Below are 21,990 nucleotides of genomic sequence, written 5' to 3' on the forward strand. Positions count from 1 at the left end.
AGATAGCCCAAGAGTAATGAATACAAGAAAGCCTACGTTCTTCTGCTCAATCTTTTCCGTTTTATTATGATTATATCATCATTTCATACTCTCAATCATACTTTAATCTTATTTTATGTTATACTTTTACAGCATCGACAATCACTCTTGATATCTTTCCCTAACTTTGCACCATGAAAAGGAAAATAGTGGCATTATGGGTAATAAGTTGTCTGGCGGTATCAAGTGCAAAAGCACAGTTCAATACCGTCAGCGATAATGTATGCCGTTACAAAGTCAAGAAAGTTGAGGAGAAGTTTCTGCTTCCTGCCAATCAACCTGTAGATTCTATACAAGCCAATCTACTTCAACAGGAAACAGACTCAATGGATAGCAAACAAAAACAGCGGATAAGCAGCTATCCAAGCATCACTTATCCACTGAAATCAATCAAGGTCACCAGCCCTTACGGCTATCGTCGTGACCCTATCAATGGAAGAAAGTCTATGCACCATGGTATAGACCTTCAAGCGCATAACGAGTATGTGTATTCAATGATGGATGGTAAAGTGGAGAAGGTTGGCTACGATGCTCGCTCTGGCAATTACATCATCCTTCGTCATGCCGACTTCACCATCAGCTATTGTCATTTATCTAAAGTTCATCTCGCCCCAGGAACTCCTGTTTTTGCCGGCACCATCATTGGTAGATCAGGCTCCACAGGACGTGCAACTGGCGAGCATCTGCATATTGTGACCAAACATAAAGGAATTATTTTCGATCCCAAAATTCTTTTTTGTTACATCAAAAGTCATCAAAAGTAGTTTTCTTATACATATTATTGTGATTTTTGTGAAATAATCTCAATTTTTATGGCTATATGGAGATTTATTTGTATTTTTGCATCCGTAACAAACAAGAACGTATGAACAAATGCTGATAGAATTTACGATAAGAAACTTTATGTCATACAGAGATGAGGTTTCGCTTAGTATGGTTGCTAGCACTACTGTCAAGGAGTGCGAGAGCAATGATGGTTACTCGAATGTTTCCACCATGGATAACGGCAAGCGTTATTTAAGGTCTGCCGCCATCTACGGTGCAAATGGTTCGGGTAAGAGTTCTGTAATTGCAGCTATGGATATTTTCAAGTCTATGGTGCTACGGTCATTTGTCGATGAGAGCATCGTCAAGCGTCTCTCTCTTCTTCATTATCGTTTTGATGTGGAAAGTACAAAAGAGCCTATTTCTATGCAAATGATATTCATCTGCAATGGAGAAAGATACAGATATGGATTTGAGGTCAGTCAGAACAAAGTGCTGACCGAATGGCTCTTCGTGTTACTTGAAGGAAGTACAAAAGAGAGCTATTGTTTTAAGCGTGAAGGACAAAATATCAAGGTCAACTCAAAAGTGGTAAAGGGTGCAAGGGGAGTTGACACAAAAACCAGAAGTAATGCCCTATACCTTTCCACTGCAGCTCAATTCAATGTGGAAGTGGCAATGAAGGTGAAAGAATGGTTCCGCAAGCGCTTCAATATTCTTTCAGGTTTAGATGATAACACCTTGGCTTATACTGCAAGGACTTTTATACACAATCCTTTGATTCGTGAGCAAATCCTCAACATGATTGGCATAGTGGATAATTGCATCAAGGATATGAACGTTAAAGAAAATGTCAAGGAAGTTGATACGCAAGATACTCCTTTTGAAATATTGTCTCGTTTGGGCATCCATTTCCCGACAGATTCCAACCAACGTATAGAGCAACATGAGTTGGAAATTCTTTCAACCCATGATCTGTATGACAATGGGGCGGTAATTGGTAAGGAGCAGTTGAATTTCAAATTTGAGTCCTTGGGTACAACCAAACTGTTTGCTCTTCTTGGTCCATTCTTCGACACCATTCAAAATGGTGGTGTGCTTGTGATTGACGAGTTTGGCGCAAGTCTTCACACACAGTTGTCAGTAGAATTGCTCAAACTATTCTATAGTGTGATGAATACCTTGGGGGCGCAGTTGATTATAACAACTCACGATACAAACCTCTTGCGTAAGGATTTGCTTCGTCGTGATCAGATATGGTTCGCTGAGAAATCTTCTGAGGGTGCATCTGATTTGTACTCTCTGGTGGAATACAAAATCAATCAGGCTAATAGCGTCCGTAACGATGCGTCTTTCTCAAAGGATTATCTGCTGGGACGCTATGGTGCTATTCCTTATTTCGGCAACATTGATAAATTCATCATGGAGTATGGCAGCAAAAAAGAAGAGTAAGTTTGAGAATAAGTTCAAAAGCACTGCTGCTTCCGAAAGCCGTACTGCCAATGTGAGAGATGAGCGTAAGGTGAAAGATGAACAGCCCAAGTTATCTTTCAACTTCAAGGATTTCGATTTCAACCAATGTCCTCCAGGACAGACTCTTGAAAAATGGCAAGAAGAGAAAATGCTTGATAAACTTGTTGGGCGATTTGTAGAAGTATGCTCTTTTACAAGACAAGAAGCTGTACAGCAGGGACTCTTGAAGGTATATGGTGATTTCCCTGAAAACAGCCACTTCAAAATTCCTCCGCATATCAAGGGCAAGGTTTCTTGGGGTACGATTCGGAAAATCGGCGGTCAAAAGCCAAGGCTTGCAGGTTACATCATAGAATCTGTATTCTATCCTGTATTCTTGGACAAAGATCATCTGTTCTATCCTTCTACGAAGAAACATACATAAACGAAAACAGACCGACATGAAATCTTGTTCATATCGGTCTGTTTTCGTCACCACCACCTACTTCTTTTACGTGTTTTTATCACAATTGGTGTGTAAGGAAATCCTTCTTGGGTCATTTTCAAGCCCTCGCCATCAAATTGAGTAATTTGGATCTCAGTATCATCCTTGATGAGTTCACTTTCATAATAGCATGCCAATACAGAAAAATAAGTGAAGTCATCTGTTCTCCTGCATATCTTGTACCATTGATCAGTCTCACTTTTCTCTATCAGATACTTATTATTGATGACACAGATGTTGTCATCTGCCACAATTTCCCATTGCCTTAATGGTCTGTTCATGAGTCTCTGGATGTTTCTTACATAGCACCAGTCGCCTTCTTTCAATATGTTCAGATAACCACGCTTGAACAGGACCGGTCTTGTATAATGTTTCCTGTGTGTGATAGGGTCAACCCAAAAGCTTTCATTACTCTGTGCATCATCCACATGCCAAATGCCGTCTTTCTCGATTCTTATATTATCTTTCGCTGTTCCAAGATATTTCTTGATAGGATAGAAGTTATCGACAGGATAATATTCATAAAGTTTATATGAATTCTTAAGCTTTTCTAAGCCTTCCTTCTTTTCTTCTTTGTCTTTTTTTGAAAACTCAGCCAACTCCTCACGAGAGTCAACTTTCTCCAGTTGACTGCCGATGTTCTTCTGTACAAAATATTGTTCGTTCTCATCAACATACAGTCGTGCGTTGCCTTCTCCTTCTTTGTACATATACACCTTGTTCGGCTCGTCCCAAGGAATAAACCTATGCTTCCAACTTAGTCCTGTTCCTACTTGTAGTTCCAAGGTTTTCACCGTCAGATAGGTCTTTTCATCAATATACTTCGATAGGATGCGAGGGTACAGCTTTTTGCCATCCTCTGTACTGAAATCGATGCCCATCAGCTTAACACTTTGTGGCTTATTGGCAAACCACAACCTGTTCCGCAAGTCAATCCATTCCTTCCTACCTACTTTCTTTCTTATGTAGCAATAGGCAAAGCCATCATTGGTCACTTCTATCTTCTTATATATGCAATCCAATATCACATTGCCGTCATTGTCTTTGATGCCCAACAACCCTTTGTCGTTCTCCATCAGGCTATAGCCATAGGTGTCCATAATCATCTGCTGTTGACGCTCATGATTGATGATTTTTATCATCTCCTCATCACCATCCATCACCAGGTCCATCCTACAGTTGTGACTATTGACTTGCATACACGTCTCTTGCAGGACATCTTCCAGAGAAGTACGTCCTTCAAACATACTCTGCCAATCTCTATCCACAGAAGGCAATCCGAACCGCTTATAAAGTCCCACATTGTCCAGTATCACGCAGTATTCCTTACCCTCTGCTACTCGCAGTCCTCGTCCTACCATCTGCATATACTTTGCCAATGACAGCGTAGGTCTTGCCAGTTGGATAAACTCCATATCAGGACAGTCGAAGCCTTCTGAGAATAAATCCACGCTCACCAGTATCTCAATCCCCTCGGAAGCATTTGAAGCAGATTTTATGGAAGAGGATAGCGAGGAAGATTTGAACCGTTCTATCATGTCTTTTCGTTCAGCAAGCGGAGTCTTGCTCGAAATCGCAACAGCCTTGATGCCATTCTCTCGATAGAACTCTGCAATATGCTCAGCATGCTGAATACTTATGGCATACACGATGCCTTTCTTTCCTGGTACATATTGTTTGATGGTTAAACAAAGCCTTTCGAGCGATGGTCTTACATCCATAACCTTGTTCAACTCTTTCTGCTGATAGTCACCATCAACTCCTCGCTTCTGTAACGAATCAATAAGTAGTTGGTCGGCACTGTCTGGCTTGATGGAGTAATAGTCATACAGACTCAACCGCCCTTCGGCAATAAACCGTTCCATGTTCCAAGAACATAACAGCATCTCAAACAAATCCGTGAACCCTTTGCCGTTCATTCTGTATGGTGTAGCCGTCAGTCCCAATTTCTTCGCTTTCGGATAGGCGTTCATCACCTCAGCGTATGTCTCTGCCAATGCATGGTGTGCCTCGTCAATCACAATCAGACTCGGCTTCTCTTTTATCTCCCGATAGTGTCTTGACAACCATTGTATGGATGTCACTTGGATTTTCTCTGAATCCAAGTCAGGAAAGAATCTTGCAAGCGTGTCTTTGATTTGTGATACGAGTTCTCTGCGATGAGCCACCACCCATACATACTTATTCAAGTACATCTCCACAATGGCTGCAAGCACATGGGTTTTCCCTGTTCCAGTCGGCATTTGCACCATCACAGAATCATGGCGTCTAAATGCCTCCTGCACTCGTTTCACCATATCCTCTTGGTAATCAAACAGCTTTATCATCTTCATTGTCATTTCAAAAAGCAAAAAGCCTTTTTGTCCTTTTACTTTTTTACCTTTTTACTCTTTTACCTTTAAAAGATTGATTGTCTGTGTTTTTCCCGTGATGTTTGTTACCATGGCGATACCGTTGTCATGAATCTCCACCTTCTCATATCTGGCATCAACAATCACTTTTCCTTTTAATGTCATAACACCCCAATGTCTGGGAATCTCTTCAAAGGCGCAATAGGCCCCGACAGGTTGTGATATACTGTGGTAAAGAGGTGGCACGATAACTTTACCATCTACCTTCACACCCCATTTCTTTCCTGCCTGATACAATTCCACATGCCCTGCCTCCGACTTCTCATGCAAAAGAAGCAGCTCGTTTGCTTCCATTTCCTTCTTTTGCGACATCATCTCGTGATAGAATTTCTTACCGAGGCGAGGCATCACGACTTTCAAATCTTCCTTCTCATTCTTAGGGTTATTGCACCCTATATAAGTCTTCTTCAAATTAGAATCCACCAAGTAGTAGTCCTGCTTGCTATCCATGATAACGATACCGTCACCACAAAGATTGGCACACAGCCAATATACATGCTCATAATCATTACGCAAAAAGCACACATCCTTACTCGCCGTATAATCCTTACGCATCAAGCCGTCACCACCTTCATAATAGTACCATACTTGGCAACCACTGCCTACGGAAAAATCATTGTGATATATTAAGTAATACCCACGATTCAATATGTCATTTTGTAAAGGACGATAAGGTAATGCAAAGTCCTCATAGGTACGAGACTTGAAGAGGCCATTATATACGACGAACTCCCATTCATTTATGGTGATTACCTCGGGAACATCCTTCGCGTGAATGTCCTCGTCGATGAGAACTCTCGCCAAGAGGTCGTAGTAACATACTGTTTTTCTGCGAGGTCGATAGGACAAGATATTCCCACGCAAGAACTTCATATCATAATAGTTACCAGGCTCCAGAACCTGTTCGCCTTGTCTGTTAACCACCGTCATCTTTCCGTCAGGCAGCTTGACAATGGCAAAATCATCATTGCAATCAACAAACTCCCGATACTGCAACGCATGCATCAGTTCCTCATGGCTCATCACTATCATCATTTCCGAATCTTGACTAACAGGCATCGTTTCTTGCTTTCCATTCATCAAGAAGAAATCTCTTTCTTTCGGAGTCTCCTTCTTTCTGCAGTATTTCAGTCTTCCTTCAAACGTAGCCTTCCAGTTCCATACTTGCGACGGCAACCCGAATACCCGATACAATCCCACGTTATCAATAATCACACAGTTCTTCTTCCCCTTGGCAACACGCAGTCCACGTCCCACCATCTGCAGATACTTGGCAAGCGAGAGTGTAGGACGAGCCAACTGCACAAACTCCACATCCGGGCAGTCGAAGCCCTCCGAGAAGATATCAACATTCACCAGCACTTGGATATCGCCTTTCTTGAAAGCCTCAATATCAGCTTGTCTTTCCATGGCAGGAGTCTTCGAGTCTATGGCAACCGCCTTGATGCCATGCTCTTGATACAGTTCCATAATTTTCTTTGCATGAGATATGTTGATAGCATACACTATGCCCTTTCTATCTTTGCCATACTCCTCAAAGCTTTGGTAAAGCCTTTCGATGGAAGGTCTTTTGTTCAGCAGCATATCCATTTCCTTGTTCTGGTAGTCACCATCTGCCCCTCGCTTCTGCAAGGAGTCGATGAGCCGTTGCGTCACACCATCCGACTTAATACTCACGAAGTCGTAGGTCGCCAATCGTCCTTTGCTGATAAACTCAGGAATATTCCACGACTGCACCAAAACATCAAACAAGTCTGTGAATCCCTTACCATTCAATCGACAAGGCGTAGCCGTCAGTCCCAGAAACTTTGCTTTCGGGAATCTCTCCCACATTTCCTTATAGGTCTTGGCAAGCGCATGGTGCGCCTCGTCAATCACTATCATCCCAGGTTCTTCCTCAATCTCATTATAATGCCGAGCCAACCATTGTATAGACATGGCTTTTACAGAGACCAATAGTGACTTGTTTTTTGACGAAGAGTAAGAATAGAACTTCTTTATGGTTTCCTCTATTTGCGAAACCAATTCTTTACGGTGTGCAACAATCCAAACCTTCGTGTTTGGATTATCTTCCACAAAAGAGTCTATAGCTGCCGTCAACAGGTACGTTTTTCCTGTACCTGTCGGCATTTGCGCCATTACGGACCGATGAAGGCGCAACGCCTTCTCAATCCGTTCCTTCATATCCTCTTGGTAATCAAATAGCTTGATTTCCTTCATTCCAAAGAATTTATTTCTTCAATAGATTCTCAACATCCTTGATGGCTTTATCAAGGTCAAAAGCCTCTTTGCCTTTGAAAATCTCCCAACCATAAGACTTCAATTGCTTCAGCATCTTCGCAAAGGCTTCTCTCCAGTTGGATGGGTCGTGTGGCAATGTCTCCATTACCACCTCATAGCCATCACGCACAATCTTTTTCATGCGAGTAGCCTGTTTCGGATAGTCTGCGATATACCAATCTGAGTAGTTGGCACCACTGAAGACAATAGAAGAGGCGATAAAATTAGCATAAGCATAGTTGTTGCTTTCCAGATAAACATGCGCTTGCTTCATCCAACCTTCCAACACACGCAAACCATAGTTGAGGTCAGTGGAATCCTCCACCGTCCACTTAAATACCTCGTTGATTTTTCTTACAAAATATTGTGAAGGACTCTTACCAGTAGGCTTGTACTTGTAATTCGGTTGCTTACGACCTTCCTCTCTGTTACGCTTCCGCTTCCTTGCTGCTTCTGCCTCAATAGGGTCTTCACCAAGATTGAAATCAAGATTTCCCCATAAATCGAAATCTGAAATCACATCAGGATCTTCCTCGCCATAAGCATCCTCATAACAGCTTACATGCTCACCTGAAGGTGCCGTGAAGTAGGAACAAGAACAGTCATCACGCTCATCCTCCTCGATACCATCCCATAGTTTCTTGTTGTCCCATCTTTCATAGACAGCCATATCCATCCACATGCCAGAACCATTGATATAATAATCGCCATTCCATCCCACCATCTGACAGATAAGACACTTCTCTTGGTGACCATCAGGAATAGGAGTCGTGACAACTACAGGGGAATACTGCTCGTTATCCTTGTTCATCAAGGTCAACTTGCCATCCTTCGATGCCACCACACGGTAGCAGTCCAATCGAATACCTCTGATAGTGGAAAGGGAATGTGCCGTTACCGCATCTCCCATCCGCTCAAAGCAATGTCCGAGGCGTTGCATCACCGTTACTCCCTCCTTATCCTTCCAGTTGAAAGCAAAGTCAGAGGACACCATGTTGGATGCAATCCGGCTATCCTCATTGAAGAGTTGCAGATATACCTCTTCTCGGTAATTACTATTTGGAAAAAGCAAACCGACAGCTAAGTCAGCATGGGCAAAGAACAAAGCCACAGACTTCATTTCATTGAAATCATGAGATGCCACGCTCTCTTGAACCCATTTCACCAGAGCACTCTCTGGAGCTGTTCCTATAGCTTCACCCACAATCATCTTCACTGCATTCACTGTTGGAACTGACAACTCCATCAGTCCGCACCAATGTCCAACCATATCTTCCGAACGGCGGTACAATTGGCATATACGTCATCCAATTTAAGATGTCCCATGTTCTCCACATACAACAGTATCTGGATGACATAAAACTCGTTGATTTTCTTGCATCCATCTTTCGCAACGGAGCAAATTCTTTGATATATATCGTAATAGAAAGGCACCTCAGCCTGCAAATCCATCGTTGGATAATGCTGATGTTGCCATTTCTCTGCAAATTCTTCTCTTGTCATTCCGCTAAATAAGCACTAAACATTAAACATTTCTACAAAATGCTACCCAAATAACTCTTGAAATAATATTTGTCGGGATAATCCGCAATAAGCTGTCTGATACCATTCTTGATAATTTTATCTACGGCAGCAGACTTTCTCATTACCCTCTCTATTTGTCCCAACAACCAGTTGAACTCCTTTGGCTTTTCTTTGAGCAAAGCCAATCTCTTGATGTCCTTGAATAGTATCTCACCCACAAAGGCATGGTCTTGCTTGGGTACGTACTTGATATATTCAGGATAAAGTTCCCACAGGTTCCAATGCTTATGCACAAACATATCTTTGAGCAAGTCCAACCGTTCCTCCTTGATGAGGATCTTGGCTTCTGCATCCTCATAGTCATGCTCCCAATCGGGCATTTTCCAAAGCTCATCAAAGAAGGCGGCCCAATCTTTCCTGTCTATCACCTCTTTCAGAGCCTCGTAATATTTGATTCGATACCCACTAACGATAAATCGTTTCTTGCATTCTTCTATTAGCCAATCCTTATCATCTGATAGTTCCAATGCTTTCACCACTTTGTCCTCCCATTTCTTGGAGTAGGAGTGAAAGTCATCCTTATTATCGTCTATCACCTCCACAACCTTCTTATACTCACCCCATTCAATGAGGCAGTCGATATAATGGTCACGGATATTCTCGTCATCACGTTTCTCCAACATCAGTTTTTCTGCCTTTGCACGCTTTCCATGCGCTGCCCAGTAATCTGCCTTTTGGATGTAATAGCGATAATGGAAGTATTTCTCTTTCTTGTTTTTCAGTCGCTTGCTAATATGAGCCAGATACGCCTTTTCGTCATCACCGCAAAGCACAGGCATTGCCTCATCCACAAACCACTCAAAGCGCATGAAATAGTTGTCGCCAATTTCCTCACATTGCTCTGCTATCTCCCCAAGCATTCCCAAGCGAGAATCCTCCTCTATCTCATCACTATTGATCAACAACTCCCTCACCATGTCTGCCGACTGGTTGACAACATCCTTCAATACCTTGTTTTCTTCTGCCCAAACATCATACCTAGCAGGAGTGTAAGCCTGATGGTCGTGTTTGAACTCTCGGCAAGTGATGGTCATTACATATCCAGCAATCAGGGCAGCATCAATCAGATTTCCTTTCTTCTTCATGCTCTTGGCTTTCCTCATCATTGCCCCCAGGTCTTGCTCTATCTTCCTCCAGTCCAGTTGGGGTTGCCCGAATCTCTTACCCAACACACCAGCATGGGCAAAGCAAGCCTCCACCTGCTCCTTGTAGTTGCCACGCTCTGGCTTCCAATACTTTTCCACCAAAGCGGTAGCAAAGTCCTCATGCGTAGCTGCATACTGTCGAACAAAGCCTTTCATCTCCTTGCCCGATATTTTCGAGAGTACCTTATCTATCTTGTCAAAATCCGTATTTGTGTTCATAATTTATGTCAATTCCCTATATCTTATAAAATCAATGGATGTGTAATTTTGTAAGCATCTTCCAATAGCTGTCTGTACATTTCATTACAATGACTTCTCTGAAGTTGTACCTTTAACCGAATTGCTTGAACATAGTCCATATCTTTAAACAAAGCAATAAAAATGCTTAATACAAAATTCGTAATGTCTGGTGTAAATATTCTACCATCAATAAGTCTTATTGCCGCTTCTTTCACTGCAGAAACTGGTTTGAAACGTTTTATATTTTCAACCAAGACTGGCAAAACTTGCTTTTTTGTTGCCGCATCTAAAAATGGAATTTTAAAGATGTGGTCACTTGTTATTTCACATCCTAAATATTTTAATCCGAAAATATAGTCATCTATTTCTTGTATGGAATCTGTTCTTGTTAAAGCAAGCCAATTTGTTACAGACATAGCGCAGAAGTTGTTGGGATAATATGTCATTATTGACACAATCCAATCCTCAGAAATTAACACCCTATTTTTATTTAGTGTAAGCATCGTCGAATCTAAAAACATTCGGTGTGTAACACTAACAATATCTTTAGAATCATGATTCAATATTTCTTTATTGCTCTCTACAGAACAATTTAACGTTACCCATTCTAATAATGATTTTAATTTAGAAACAAATGGTGATTCTTCAAGTTTACCATTACTTGTTTCTATTGTCAAATTGGCTAATACTTTTGGTTCTATAAAAGAAGGAATTCCTTTATTCTCCGCAGACAGAGTATTTTGTATAGCAGTTTCAATGGACTTAGGAAGTATAAATTTATTTTTGAATTTTAGATTAAATCTAACAGATAATTCCTGCATAAGAATCAAGCCACTAAAATCCAACACAGGCTGCAAACTTGCAATATCAATTTTAGAGTTCTGCAATTTTGCCATAATGATATTTCTTGGCAAAGAACATATTATAAAATCACCAAAAATTTTATTATACAAATTAGCCACCAATGATGATTCCTCAACTAATTCATATAATGTGGTTTCTCCATTTTTATATTTTTCAACAGCTTCATTCCATGCTTTTTTATAGTTCTCGTCAGAGCCTGACAATTTTCCCAAATTCACCAAAATACCATCGCCGCTTTCTAAATCTTCAATTGTAAAAGAACGTATAGATTTGCTTTTATGCTCATGTATCTCTTTCATTATTTCCATATAGAGCTTGTGGTATTTATTAAATATCGCCAGCACTTCTACATGCTGCGAATGATTAAATAATTCAATATCAATACTATCACCTGGTCTTTTCCCTATCAGAATGTCATATTGTGAACAAAGTAAGATTTCCAAATAATCATTTTGCCCATCAATATCAACCATTACATAGCTTCCTGTTTCAATAACATCATACTGCTTATGTACTAAGTTGCCAATTTCCTTGTTCATTGACGCTTGATAATAGAAATCACGAAGTTCCTGAGAAATGCCAACTTCTACCTGTGAATATAGAAAGTCCAGAGCCTCAAAATACATGTCTACCAACAAATAGACATTAAATATATTTTTGATAGAATTTACATTGTCAAAAACATATTCTTTGAGATGAGGATAAAATTGTGCAATATCATCCTTCTTTTGGTTCTTATATAGAGCCATGAGATGATGTTCTACAAACACCCCTGTTCGTTTTGAGTTATTCATCATCATTGTGGTTATTTCAAGAGCCTTGCCAAAATCTTCCAATTTTTCTGCCATCTGGAGTTCACAGAGTAAAGTTTCTTCTGTTTGGCTTCCATTTTTCCTCATCTTTTCACAAAAATCATATAGTTTTGTTCCATAGCGTTGTTCCTTACGTAAAAGATTAAAATAGATGAAAGCTCGAATGTCGAAATAATGATAATCCACAATAGGCTCTATGATATTAATCGCAGAATCTACTCCAACATACTTCTCGAAAATCATGGCTATATAAGGCTTCAGTATATTAGGGATTTCATTAATATGCTTATTCAGATAGTCCATATCAACATTTTTTTCAGCAAAGAATAAAGCTACAGCAACCACGCATCTTTTCTTTACGTCATCCTCGAAATGGAGTTTCGGAACAAAATCAAAAACATCAGAATTATAATACTGGATACAAGAGAGAAGATTTGCTAATAAATTATCTTCTATGTGTTCGTTAGCCGATATTACAAGAGAGAAGATTTCCTTAATCGTTTCAGTTTGCCCTAATTGAAATGCAAATTTTAATCTATACCCTAAGATGTTCAAACTTACTGCTGTCACAGAATTTCCAAGAAAATCTACAGCCTCTTTCATTTTATTTTCAGACACAAGCATTGAAGCTACTGCAATAAAATATAATTCCTTATTTTGAGGAGAGTAAGAATAACTTTTTATTTTATCTATCCAAAGAGGACTATGGTCATGAATATATGCTACCCATGCATGAATAAAGTCTATATCAGGAAATATCTTTCCAAGCTCTGTCTTAGCCTGCAATCGTAGATACTTCTCTGTTTCATCATATAATTCTTTAGACACTTTGACCTCTTTCTTGTTTTTCCCTTCGGGAGCAATCATCCATTCATTTAGGAAACGAGTCTGTAACACACTAAAATGTAAAGCCCAAAGAGGTATATTATCCAAGGTAAGTTCTTTCAATTCTCTAAGAAAAAAATTCTCAAAATCCAATTTTTTAGGATTGAAATGCTTACTTTCATCTAATAACAAAAGATAGGCGAGTAATTCTTGATTGGCTTTCAATTCTACGGGTTGATTATCATAAGTATCAAAAGGATTTTCCGATGACAGAATCGTCGGAATTATTGTCCAAATGCTATTGCAATTACGTTCTTTAAGTTGTTCAATAATTGCAAATGTTTTATCATACTCACCATTTTTACACAAACAAAATATTTTTGCTATGGCTACATCTTGATCAAACAACTGCGCCTTCTCCATTGCCTGATAAGCATTATTAAAAGCAGCCAATGCTTTTTTCTCATCAGCATACCGCATACATCTTCCGATATTGTATTCCAATTGCATCAATAGAGGAAAATCCACAAATTTCTCTTGCAAGACCAACACTTTCAATTTTTCCAATATGTCATCAGCAGTCTTTATATGAAGTGATTTTATAGAATCTTGTAATTGAGGAATAAGCGACTTTGTAATACTTGTATTTGACAATCTATTAAGTGCAGCCTCAAGCTTCCTACCGTTTGACTCTCCTATATTTTTAATACTAGACAAGGTCGCATCAGAAGGGATTTGTAATTTCTTCCTTTCATATAGAATGTAAATGCAATAAGCAAAAGTAAGTAGTAATGCTAATATAACGCAAGTAATATCTATCCAATCATTTCTCCAATCGAGGCTTGCCCAAATATCTCCGTTTTTAGTATTCCAATTTATCTTAAAACATAATTTTAAAATCGGGTTGGCAGCAGCAATCGCACCAAAAGTAGAAAAATATATAATCGTTATTTTCCTAACAGTTGTTACAAAATAATATCGGAAAATAGGCGCCCCTATATGTTCCCATATCCACGGCATTCTTTTTTCCAACCATTTTGGCTTTGACAGATAGAGAACAGCTAAAATACATAAAAATAAGATTATTATAAGAATTTGGATCATGACTATCAAGTTTTTTATTAAGCAAATATTTGAAAGAAGTTTTCAAATTCATTTATTTCTTAGTTTTTCCAAAAACTGATTCCAATCGCAATATTCCCAATCGTTTCATGGGATTTACAACAGTACCAAGTTCATTAATGATGCGTTCATATTCCACAATTAACTGGATTGCATCTGCTAAATGCAAGTTTTCCGTTGTATTTATTTGCGTACAAACATCTTCATCCCGATGGGCATCTATCTTGTTTCTTACGCTCGTAAAAGAATCTTTATTGTCTTCTCTGAATTTTGTCAACTCTTTTCTAATATCTTTGAATAAAGAGATGTCATAACCTGGAAACTCACTATTAACGAATTTCATTAGCTTACCTGTGCTATCAACTAACTTCTTTGAAGTCTCATAAATGGCAGTATAGACTGATTTGATAGCGTCATATATTATCCATTCATCAACATCTGAAGACAATACCTTTGTATATCTTTTTATTTCGATACTTGCCATTTGAATAAGTCCCAAGGTGTTCCAAATAACAAGATTATCTTTGAAAGCTCCTTTTTTGGCATTCCAAACAGCCATATTAGAAATGGAAGCTTTTTCCAATGCTTTATTACATTTTTCTATATTGCTTTTGCAATGTTTTATACCTTTGACTATTTCTTCCAAGCAATTTTGTTCATATTGAAGCGTTGCTTCAATATTACGACTAAGTTCCTCTTTATTCTCTCTAATTCGCTCTTGAAGAAATAAATCCAATTCACTTTTCTTGTATTTCATAATAACTTTTTTCATTGTTTACTTTTCCCCAGAAAAACTATCCAACTTTACCCATTCACGACTTTCTTCATTGTTGCAAAACAAGACAACATTTGCCTTTTTAGTCTTACAACTTTTATATACCAAGCCATCAACATGTCGTCCTTGTTTGTCAGTAAACATCCACCTCAAATATTCCGTGAATATCTGTGACGGTACATATTCTATTGCCTCTTTTGCTTCTTTCAGAAGAGGTTGGATAATATCCTTATGGAATGATTTCAGGAAGGCAATTCCTTCCCATTTGTCCATCCATATCGAAACATCTGTTGGCAGTGCAGTCAAATCAACCACAGTAAGTTCTCGTATTGTTTTGAACTCTCCAATGACCAATACTTTCTCAACTGCCGACTTTATACTTTCGGATATAGCTGTTTCCTTATCAAACGCACCGTAAAACATAGATACACCAGCAGGACTCATACGACATTGACCAGCAGAAGCATTAGGAGCAGAAGTAATGTCTTTAAAACCGAAAGAGTTGTCAAGTGCCTTATCGAGACTACGAGTCCGATACAATATTGTTCCTATAGGTATTTGATGAAGAACACCATCAGTATGCAGGATGACCTCATTCAATTCTTCAAGAATATTTTCAGAACCACTTACTTTAGGCATTGCCAAAAACGTAAAACGCCTTGAATGTTTGACCATTTCGGCAAATCTTTTCCACTGCAATTCCATTTCCTCGTTCCACCATAACTCAAAAGGATTTTTCTTAATCCACATATTATCTTCAAAAAGATGGTCAATATCATCATTCAGACTGTCACAATCCGTATGTAGTCCCAAGTCTTCCATCATCTCTGAAGTGTCTTCATATATCTCCGCATTCTCAGGAACAGCAAAGCATCCTGCTCGTTTTATACCAGGAATCTGCTCCTCTTCATCGTCAAAATATGAACTCGCCAAAGGCAGGCACTCAGAATCAACATCATTAAAGTAAACCGATATTGTCATTCCTATATGGTCTGCCAAATCGCTCATGTTAATGACCATTTCTTTGTGTCCACAATATGAACATACACCAGTTTCACCATACTTCTTTATATAGCCATTCAGATATTTATCCTCAAAATGGTGCGAACATACATATTTTTCTCCTCTTTTAAAAAAATCATACCCATGCTCTTCCATTTCCATCATAAGCGCTTTTACTCTTCCCATAATGCAGCAAAACTTTCTTAAGCTTTTTATTCATCCAAAATTTTGCGTCTTTTAGAAAAAGACAATTTGATTTCCCAAATTTGTTTGATTAACCATGTCTGTTGTATGATTTGGATGTCTTTCGTCTTATGAAAAGCAGATATAGAATATTCTTTCTTTTCAGTCTCTTCATCAAATCAATCTCTTTCACTTCCGTCTTCACTATTTACTTTGTCAGAGTATATCGTGGTGTATGGGTCTATTTCAGGGAAGTATTCTTCTCGGATATTGTTGAATAGATGGAATTCTTCAACTAAATGTTTGAATTTGTTCTCATCCATTTCAAGGCAATTGAAGAACAATATCAAAAGTTCAAAGCAAGATAATTGAGCCCGAAAGATGGAAGCATATCCTTCTCTTTCATCATCGTCAATTAGCTTGCTGGTCTTTACGTATTTCACAATTCTATAAGCATACCGAAAATAATGATCCAAAGTTCCGTCAAAGAAATTTTTTCGAATATCTTCCATTGATATGTCAGAACTAACCTCTACCAACCTTTTTAAGCCTTGAACTACTTGACCATTGTCATCATTTACTGGCTTATAAAGGTATAAGTATCTGAAAATTTCTCTACCATGGATTTCTTTCTCATTTTGGGGTGTAGTAACTATGGATTCGGTTTCATTTGATGGATATAGAGAACTTTGTAAAGGAATAGAATTTACACTTCTCTCCTGTACTTTATACACAAGATGTGAAACAATCTCTTCAAATGTAGAAGTCATATTGAAGAATACATTCTCAAATTGGCTTTTTCTTGCAAGCTGTTCATTTTTATTGTCTTTTCTGTTTTGTATAACGAATGTCACCACTACTGCAGCAAAAGCTAATAATGAGAAGCAAGCATTCATGAGTCCTGCACTATCTCCAAATGTTCCCATGCATGCACCAAAATCACAATGTACTCCTAATAGTGAACGATGGGTATATAATAATGGTGTAACATATAGAATCAATGCCAATGCAGCTAATCCTGTAATTATGACACCAAGTAAGATTGAAATCAAATATTTCATTATGCGTTATTAATGAGGTTGAAAATATTTTTTGTACTCTTCTTTTTGTGGCACGTTCAAAAGAAGGTCTTTTAATTTACCAGCATCTTTGCCGCCAAATTCTATGTTTTTACAAAAATCCATCCAATAGTCTGTAGGATTGCTATATATATAAGACAGTTCTTCTATCGTGAATGTTGGATGTCCTTTTTTAACAATAGCTATATCATTATCTTCTAGTTCCTTTTCTATTTTTCCCTGATTATCATTAGGATTTTGCTGCAGATTTCTTTCTAATGCAGCCTGTGAAACTTCTTTGCTTTCCAAAATTTGCTGAGCTCTGAGTGCTAAGATGTCATTGTGTGGTCTTAAAGCTTCTCCTTGTTGAAATTGATTAAATATCCTTTTCGATATGGCGTTGTCATGCTTAAAGACAAATCCTACAGTGAATTGGTGATCTTTAAAATCGACATCCTTTGGTAAATTGATTGCAAATTCTTTTTGCAATCCTGGTCTAACAAATGGTTGCAATCCAACAGTCGACAACCCCGGTATAAGTCCAAATGGAGCCATTAAGTTAAATACGTAGAGTATTCCTGTCTTTGTGTTATCAGAATTGTCTATTGGTTTATATTTTTGTTCTGTTTCATCAAATTCTGTCACTGCAAAGAATGAGGCAATTTTTATGTCGGATGTCAGTGATAATAATTGTGTAGGAAAGCCATATGACATAGCTATTCCATACGGATTATACATTCTTAATCTGAACCTGTCCGTTAGTTGAATGCCGTCTCTAAATAACTGGTATATTGGATGCGAATTCATCAGCAATTCAAATTCATTTCTTTTGACGTTCTCAACTGTACATCTGTCTTTCCAGTTCCTTGAAAATACAGACTTGCATGTTGAATGTACATATGATTCTCCTCTAAATAATGCTTTGCTAAATCCTATATTTGGCTTCAACGAATACCTTCCACTCATCAATCTTGTGACAACAAAACAGTCTCGCCTTTGCACCAAGCGCTCCAAAGGGTTCAAATGCAAAACAGGCTGCTGTGCCAAAGCATAATTCAAATTATCTACCAACTCGTCAAGAGTTGGTAGATTGTTGTATTCTGCATTATAAATCATACCTTTAATAGTCTTGCAAGTTTCTTAAACTTTGGACTTCAAACTCGTCTCTAAAGGCTATTATTTGGGCAGTTGCAGATAACAATAATTCTTTCTTAAAAGAAGAACCACCTAAGTCTAACTTTTTTATTGCTTCCTTTATGTCTGCAAAATTCCATAGAATATAACTATTGTACGGTTCTGCTTCCTCAAAACTATTCTTCATGTTTATTATTAAGCGGCTGAAGTCCTTTTTGAATTTATCCTTTTCCTCTTCTGGTGCTACTAACACTTGGTAAACAAGGGTATAATACTCTATCAAGAGCTTGTCAAAATACTTCTCTTGTTTTTCTCCTTTCAAGACCTTAAAAGCATCCTCTCTATATGTCACGATCTTTTCCTTAGCATAGTTCTGCATGTTTTTATAGTCTTTCATAAGTTGCAAGTCCAACAATTCCATTTTTGTTATTTTGCAATAGATTGGACTTAATTCCTTGTTCATTGGAAGTGTTTTATCGGATTTGTTCTCCAACATTCCACTTTCAATGTCACGTATTAACTCATCACATTTGCAGATGGCTTTTTCATATTGCTTAGTTTCATAAAGCATATCGAAAATACCATTGTATGCTCTTGTACACTTTCTTATATAATAATCACGGTCTTGTTTAAGAGCAATCTTTTCGTGGCATTTGTTGCTGAACATTTTTCTAATCAACTTGATGACCTGCGAATATTCTATTATCGCATTTTCTTCGTATGTGATAGTTTTGTTTGCTCTCTTGATGTGCTTATAACAAACAGCCAAAGAAAAATGCATCTCTATTAGTTCTTCCATGGTTGCCTTTTTTCTACATTCGCTCTCATAAAGTTTAAAGAACTCCAATGCAGCCTCATAGTTTCCATTAATCATGTCATCGAAACCTCGTGTATAAGCACTAATTTCCAACTTTCTATATGGAATAGTTTTACGATTAGCATGGGCAAATCCAATGCTATCATTAAAAATTGTATCTTCGGAAACATTAAAGAATGCTTCCATCGCAAGCAGAATGCATTCTTTCTTATCAGCGTCTATTCGTATTATTTCTATTCCGTGATCTTTTACAATGAATTTCTCCATTCCAAAAACAAAGACACTATCTTGTCTTATGATTCGGTTGTTGCGTGAAGAAGGTTCCCAAATACAGAATCTGGTATCAACATCTGAACAGATATTCGTTTCTCTATAAGTCTGCGCCAACAAACTTTCTACAGGTTGTGACTCGTCTTTTATATAGGATAAGCAGTCATTTACAATTATATCATGCATCACGTCATAACAATAGACAAATCCATCAGCATCTGTATCAGCATTGCATGCAAACCATAAAGCTGTAAGGACATTCTTGCTAAAATCAACTAAACAAGTTGCACCGCCATTATGCTGTATATCTGCTAAGATGTCAAGATCACTCATTTCCTCTTGATATTTATCAGGAAAATGTCTTTTTGCTGTCTTTATCATGTCGCGCAGGATGTTGACATAATTTGCTCTTATATAAGGCTTTGTCTCTGGTTTGTTATTATCGTAACTATCCAATCGGACAGACAAACCAGAACGTATAGTATCATTTTCTACTTGCTTATTTTCTGGAAAATTTATTCCTGTTTTTGATTGGTAAGGATAGAATTTACTAATACCCCTAAAAATGAATTGAGGGTATTTGTAATATTTCAACTGTTTGGATGTCACAGTTTTTACTTCATGCAAGAAACTGATAACGTACTCAACTCCTTTAAGTAAATTCTCATGATTCATGATGAATTTACCTTTGTCTTTCGTTTTTTCCATAATAGTTTAATCTTAAGTTTTTTAATAGCGACTAAGACTCCCAACCGAAAAATAGCTCATAATAAAATGGGAGCCGTTCGCCGTATATCTATTATTTTTTGTTCTTCATTCTCCATAAAAAGTGCCAAACTCTGAATATCGGTTCACTCAAAGCCTCGGCAGGATAATATCTCAGAAGACGAGCATCACGATATAGTCGCAGGAGGTTATGCCCCAAAACGTGATGTTTGTCATAATACCCAAAATTGCCTCCGTTCAAGATGTCATCAAGAAGCATTTGCCCTCTCTTTGCATCCATTGGTGCAATCATCTTATCTTTTGGCATTCCCATGACCTTATGTAATACATACATCATTGCCCCTGCAAATTTCCACAATCCAAGATGCTTCAATTCGCTCTGCAAGGAACTTAACATTTCACATTCAACATTTAACATTGTAACTACGAAGTAGTAGTCCACTACCTGTCTCAACCCTACACCCTCATAGAAATAATGATGATAGAGGTGATAAAGCTGATACACGATATTAAAGGAATGTGTTGGGACTGCAACAAGACCTGCATCATCAGGCAATGCCACCATATTGCTACATTGCTCATCAACATTCTGCTTCAACCATCTTTGCAATCTCCGATTATACACGAAGTTAGCCATAAAGCCTGGAGTAGAATGTAGCTCCACGGTAACGCCGTTGACAGTAAGACCTATATGGTTAAAACTCTCATCATCTACATGCCCATTGGAATTTTCAGCAAGCGAGTGGGCAAGAGAACGAATCTCATCACGCCCTGCATTCACCCATACATCCACATCACCAGATATTCTTATCAACGGATTAGGATACATCACCGCATTGCCTTGCCCCTTCAAAATACAACAGCTATATCCCGAATCTTTCACCTTATTATATATAGCCACCGTAGCCTCATTCAGAACATTGTTGCGTTGCATAATTTTCTGGTTTATGCCAAACCAACGCATCAGCAATTCCAAATTCGGTGCAGCATCCTTAAGTAGTTTTTGGATGCCATCAAAGACTACTCCGACAAGCGTCTGCTTCTTGGCAAATTCATAGAAAGTATTCCAATCAAGATCCTTTAGAGCAGAACCATCAAGAAACTCCTTGCCCTCGTAAACGCCCAAGGAAAATTGAATAAAGCGAAAGTAAATATCAGTCACGCTACCTTTCAATTCAACATTCAACATTTCTCTTTCAGCATATTCCAAAGGAACAGCGCATTGCCAATAATATATCGTCTCCACATACGCTTCGGTTCCTTCAGCAGACGATATAGCCATTCCAAGCCATGACGCTGCCACCACATAGGAGCACGTTCCACCGTACCAGCGAAGAAGTCGAATACAGCGCCGATAGTTCCAACGTGGCAGTGAATATCCAACTCTTCCCAATGCGAATAAATCCATTTCTCCTGCTTCGGCGCCGTCATGCCAATCCACAGCAAGTCAGGATTAGCCGCATTGATGGCATCAATGATAGCCATGTTGTCCTCATCAGAGAACTCAGGCTTATAAGGAGGCGAGTAGGTCACCACCTTCAAGTGGGGATACACCTCAGCGGCACGCTTCACAATTAGGTCAAGCACACGTTGCGAGCTGCCCATGAACATTACCGTCTTTTTCAATGTTGAATGTTGAGTGTTAAGTGTTGAATTATTTTCCCCCAACTTAACATTTAACATGTCACATTTCTCACTCTCTCTTTCGAGCTTATCCATTTCGAAAGAGAACAAATCCCATCCTGCAATACGTTCCTTGGGTTGGCTCTTTGCCTTAATCCATCGACAAGCCTTCACAATGCTCACTCCGTCAGGAATAAGCACATCACCATTCATTAACGCCTCAGCAAACAGTTTGTCCTTACGAGCCGTATTATAAGAATGGGCATTTATCGTGTTGATAAGCAACTTGCCCTCTGGCAGCGAGGCAAGCTCCGCCTTGCTACCCAAAATATCTAAATCTTTAAGTCTAAACATCTTG

Annotated in this window: 16 protein-coding genes; 3 read left to right on the top strand and 13 right to left on the bottom strand. The window is 38.6% G+C overall.

The window, feature by feature from the left end; translation table 11 throughout:
• Nucleotides 1-173: 173 nt before the first annotated feature.
• From P3T48_RS06315 to P3T48_RS06325, 3 genes are all read left to right on the top strand, one after another.
• The gene (locus tag P3T48_RS06315; protein WP_276506047.1) at nt 174-803 is read left to right on the top strand and encodes a M23 family metallopeptidase; all 630 of its coding nucleotides are present in this window, start codon (nt 174-176) and stop codon (nt 801-803) included.
• A gap of 109 nt (nt 804-912) precedes the next feature.
• Entirely contained in the window at nt 913-2,256 is a 1,344-nt protein-coding gene (locus tag P3T48_RS06320; RefSeq protein WP_276506048.1) for an AAA family ATPase, read from the top strand.
• Nucleotides 2,234-2,701, top strand: a complete 468-nt coding sequence (locus tag P3T48_RS06325) for a hypothetical protein (RefSeq protein ID WP_276506049.1) — start codon at nt 2,234-2,236, stop codon at nt 2,699-2,701. Before P3T48_RS06320 ends, P3T48_RS06325 begins: the two co-directional genes overlap by 23 nt.
• Nucleotides 2,702-2,748: 47 nt before the next feature.
• Here P3T48_RS06325 and P3T48_RS06330 read toward each other — a convergent pair whose 3' ends face one another.
• The 13 genes from P3T48_RS06330 to P3T48_RS06390 form a co-directional block, all read right to left on the bottom strand.
• On the bottom strand, nt 2,749-5,094 hold the full coding sequence (locus P3T48_RS06330) for a DEAD/DEAH box helicase (RefSeq protein ID WP_276506050.1): 2,346 nt from the start codon (nt 5,092-5,094) through the stop codon (nt 2,749-2,751).
• A gap of 51 nt (nt 5,095-5,145) precedes the next feature.
• A complete protein-coding gene (locus tag P3T48_RS06335) occupies nt 5,146-7,392 on the bottom strand; it encodes a DEAD/DEAH box helicase (RefSeq protein ID WP_276506051.1) in 2,247 nt (748 codons plus the stop codon).
• Between the two features lie 10 nt (nt 7,393-7,402).
• On the bottom strand, nt 7,403-8,722 hold the full coding sequence (locus P3T48_RS06340; protein WP_276506052.1) for a hypothetical protein: 1,320 nt from the start codon (nt 8,720-8,722) through the stop codon (nt 7,403-7,405).
• Nucleotides 8,698-8,955, bottom strand: a complete 258-nt coding sequence (locus P3T48_RS06345) for a hypothetical protein (protein WP_276506053.1) — start codon at nt 8,953-8,955, stop codon at nt 8,698-8,700. The genes P3T48_RS06340 and P3T48_RS06345 overlap by 25 nt, the downstream gene beginning before the upstream one ends.
• A 32-nt stretch (nt 8,956-8,987) precedes the next feature.
• Nucleotides 8,988-10,400, bottom strand: a complete 1,413-nt coding sequence (locus P3T48_RS06350) for a hypothetical protein (RefSeq protein ID WP_276506054.1) — start codon at nt 10,398-10,400, stop codon at nt 8,988-8,990.
• A 23-nt stretch (nt 10,401-10,423) separates the two neighbouring features.
• Nucleotides 10,424-14,026: a hypothetical protein gene (locus P3T48_RS06355; RefSeq protein ID WP_276506055.1), complete on the bottom strand. Its 3,603-nt coding sequence runs from the start codon at nt 14,024-14,026 to the stop codon at nt 10,424-10,426.
• Between the two features lie 52 nt (nt 14,027-14,078).
• Complete coding sequence (locus tag P3T48_RS06360; protein WP_276506056.1) at nt 14,079-14,801, bottom strand: hypothetical protein; 723 nt, start codon at nt 14,799-14,801, stop codon at nt 14,079-14,081.
• Between the two features lie 18 nt (nt 14,802-14,819).
• Nucleotides 14,820-16,007: a HEPN-associated N-terminal domain-containing protein gene (locus tag P3T48_RS06365; RefSeq protein ID WP_276506057.1), complete on the bottom strand. Its 1,188-nt coding sequence runs from the start codon at nt 16,005-16,007 to the stop codon at nt 14,820-14,822.
• Between the two features lie 176 nt (nt 16,008-16,183).
• Entirely contained in the window at nt 16,184-17,065 is an 882-nt protein-coding gene (locus tag P3T48_RS06370) for a putative phage abortive infection protein (RefSeq protein ID WP_276506058.1), read from the bottom strand.
• A gap of 9 nt (nt 17,066-17,074) precedes the next feature.
• A complete protein-coding gene (locus tag P3T48_RS06375; RefSeq protein WP_276506059.1) occupies nt 17,075-18,178 on the bottom strand; it encodes a hypothetical protein in 1,104 nt (367 codons plus the stop codon).
• A 4-nt stretch (nt 18,179-18,182) separates the two neighbouring features.
• The gene (locus tag P3T48_RS06380) at nt 18,183-19,991 is read right to left on the bottom strand and encodes an FRG domain-containing protein (protein ID WP_276506060.1); all 1,809 of its coding nucleotides are present in this window, start codon (nt 19,989-19,991) and stop codon (nt 18,183-18,185) included.
• 91 nt (nt 19,992-20,082) lie between these two features.
• Entirely contained in the window at nt 20,083-21,198 is a 1,116-nt protein-coding gene (locus tag P3T48_RS06385; RefSeq protein WP_276506061.1) for a nucleotidyltransferase family protein, read from the bottom strand.
• Entirely contained in the window at nt 21,192-21,986 is a 795-nt protein-coding gene (locus P3T48_RS06390) for a WecB/TagA/CpsF family glycosyltransferase (protein ID WP_276506062.1), read from the bottom strand. Before P3T48_RS06390 ends, P3T48_RS06385 begins: the two co-directional genes overlap by 7 nt.
• Between the last annotated feature and the right edge of the window lie 4 nt (nt 21,987-21,990).

The sequence above is a fragment of the Segatella intestinalis genome (assembly GCF_029348455.1).
Classification (GTDB): domain Bacteria; phylum Bacteroidota; class Bacteroidia; order Bacteroidales; family Bacteroidaceae; genus Prevotella.

Coding starts and splice junctions, on each gene's coding strand:
- P3T48_RS06380 (WP_276506060.1), bottom strand. CDS start 19,991: ATGGAAAAAACGAAAGACAAAGGTAAATTCATCATGAATCATGAGAAT.
- P3T48_RS06365 (WP_276506057.1), bottom strand. CDS start 16,007: ATGGGAAGAGTAAAAGCGCTTATGATGGAAATGGAAGAGCATGGGTAT.
- P3T48_RS06345 (WP_276506053.1), bottom strand. CDS start 8,955: ATGACAAGAGAAGAATTTGCAGAGAAATGGCAACATCAGCATTATCCA.
- P3T48_RS06315 (WP_276506047.1), top strand. CDS start 174: ATGAAAAGGAAAATAGTGGCATTATGGGTAATAAGTTGTCTGGCGGTA.
- P3T48_RS06330 (WP_276506050.1), bottom strand. CDS start 5,094: ATGAAGATGATAAAGCTGTTTGATTACCAAGAGGATATGGTGAAACGA.
- P3T48_RS06370 (WP_276506058.1), bottom strand. CDS start 17,065: ATGAAATATTTGATTTCAATCTTACTTGGTGTCATAATTACAGGATTA.
- P3T48_RS06320 (WP_276506048.1), top strand. CDS start 913: ATGCTGATAGAATTTACGATAAGAAACTTTATGTCATACAGAGATGAG.
- P3T48_RS06350 (WP_276506054.1), bottom strand. CDS start 10,400: ATGAACACAAATACGGATTTTGACAAGATAGATAAGGTACTCTCGAAA.
- P3T48_RS06340 (WP_276506052.1), bottom strand. CDS start 8,722: ATGGTTGGACATTGGTGCGGACTGATGGAGTTGTCAGTTCCAACAGTG.
- P3T48_RS06375 (WP_276506059.1), bottom strand. CDS start 18,178: ATGATTTATAATGCAGAATACAACAATCTACCAACTCTTGACGAGTTG.
- P3T48_RS06335 (WP_276506051.1), bottom strand. CDS start 7,392: ATGAAGGAAATCAAGCTATTTGATTACCAAGAGGATATGAAGGAACGG.
- P3T48_RS06385 (WP_276506061.1), bottom strand. CDS start 21,198: ATGTTGAATGTTGAATTGAAAGGTAGCGTGACTGATATTTACTTTCGC.
- P3T48_RS06355 (WP_276506055.1), bottom strand. CDS start 14,026: ATGATCCAAATTCTTATAATAATCTTATTTTTATGTATTTTAGCTGTT.
- P3T48_RS06360 (WP_276506056.1), bottom strand. CDS start 14,801: ATGAAATACAAGAAAAGTGAATTGGATTTATTTCTTCAAGAGCGAATT.
- P3T48_RS06325 (WP_276506049.1), top strand. CDS start 2,234: ATGGCAGCAAAAAAGAAGAGTAAGTTTGAGAATAAGTTCAAAAGCACT.
- P3T48_RS06390 (WP_276506062.1), bottom strand. CDS start 21,986: ATGTTTAGACTTAAAGATTTAGATATTTTGGGTAGCAAGGCGGAGCTT.